The sequence below is a fragment of the Cupriavidus sp. UYPR2.512 genome (assembly GCF_000379565.1).
In the GTDB taxonomy this organism is placed as follows: domain Bacteria; phylum Pseudomonadota; class Gammaproteobacteria; order Burkholderiales; family Burkholderiaceae; genus Cupriavidus.
Window position 1 is genome coordinate 1 of record NZ_KB903139.1, and the last position, 1,089, is coordinate 1,089.

Consider the following 1,089-nt stretch of genomic DNA (forward strand, 5'->3'; position numbering starts at 1 on the left):
GAGTCATGGATGCCGCAGATGAAAAAGGGGCACCATTATCGCCTGGCGCTCCAGGTGCCTCCTCATGTGTAACGCGCCTTTGAACCTCGCCCGTTCCTCGACTATTTGGAGAAAGACAGAAAGGTCTCGATCGGCACGCGCAACTGTCGACTTGCCGCCATCCATAGCTTCTTTACCTTCGTTGCCCATCGAGAACCGCTGGCGATCGCTCAGTGCGCAGAGATCGCACGTATCCCGGTCAAAAAGGGGCCCCGGCCAGCCATGTGCTACATGGACGCCGAGGAAATTGCGGCGGTCCTTCGAGAACCTGACCGATCGAGCCTAGAAGGACAGAGGGATCATGCGTTGCTCGCGTTTCTGTATAACACGGGAGCGCGAATCCAGGAGGCACTGGATGTTTGCCCACGGGCCATCCGCTTTGAATCTCCCGCGCAAGTAGAGCTGTTTGGCAAGGGACGCAAGACTCGAATCTGCCCTTTATGGCCGGAGACGGTCGCCATAATCAAGGCGCTGCTCAGGCGACAACCGCGTGCGGATAACGAGCCTATCTTCGTCAATCGATATGGCCAGCCACTCAGTGCAGCCGGGATTCGCTTCAAGCTCAAACAGTACGTTCAGTCAGCCTCCCTGCAGGTGCCATCGCTTGCGAAAAAACGAATCACTCCGCACACGTGGCGTCACAGCGTCGGAGTTCAGCTCGTCGCCGCTGGTGTCGACGTGACAGTAATCCGTAGCTGGCTCGGGCACGCGCGACTGGATACGACCAACCACTACGCGCGCGCCAATCTCGACACCAAGCGAAAAGCGCTAGAACAGGTCGAACCATCAACGAAGCCTGGTCGCCCGCTGCGATGGAAGCGGAACCCTGAGTTGGTAGCGTGGCTCGAATCTCTGTGAAAAGCACGTGCCATAATGAGAAGGTCGTACTGCCTGCCGCCCTGAAAACTCTGGGAGGCAGGCCATTTCCTTCTTATTACCACGTGCTTCCGATTACGCAGAGGTGTTTTTGGTTAGCGGTCGCGGCCGCGTGCGTAGGAACAGCACCCAGGGAGAGCAGCCCGCGACCGGTGACTAAAAAACGGCCATCGC

1 protein-coding gene is annotated in these 1,089 nt (G+C 58.0%); it reads left to right on the forward strand.

Features of this window, described 5'->3' with window-relative positions; translation table 11 throughout:
* Positions 1 to 105 precede the first annotated feature (105 nt).
* On the forward strand, positions 106 to 897 hold the full coding sequence (locus A3A5_RS39275) for a tyrosine-type recombinase/integrase (RefSeq protein WP_018312945.1): 792 nt from the start codon (positions 106 to 108) through the stop codon (positions 895 to 897).
* The last annotated feature ends 192 nt before the right edge of the window (positions 898 to 1,089 follow it).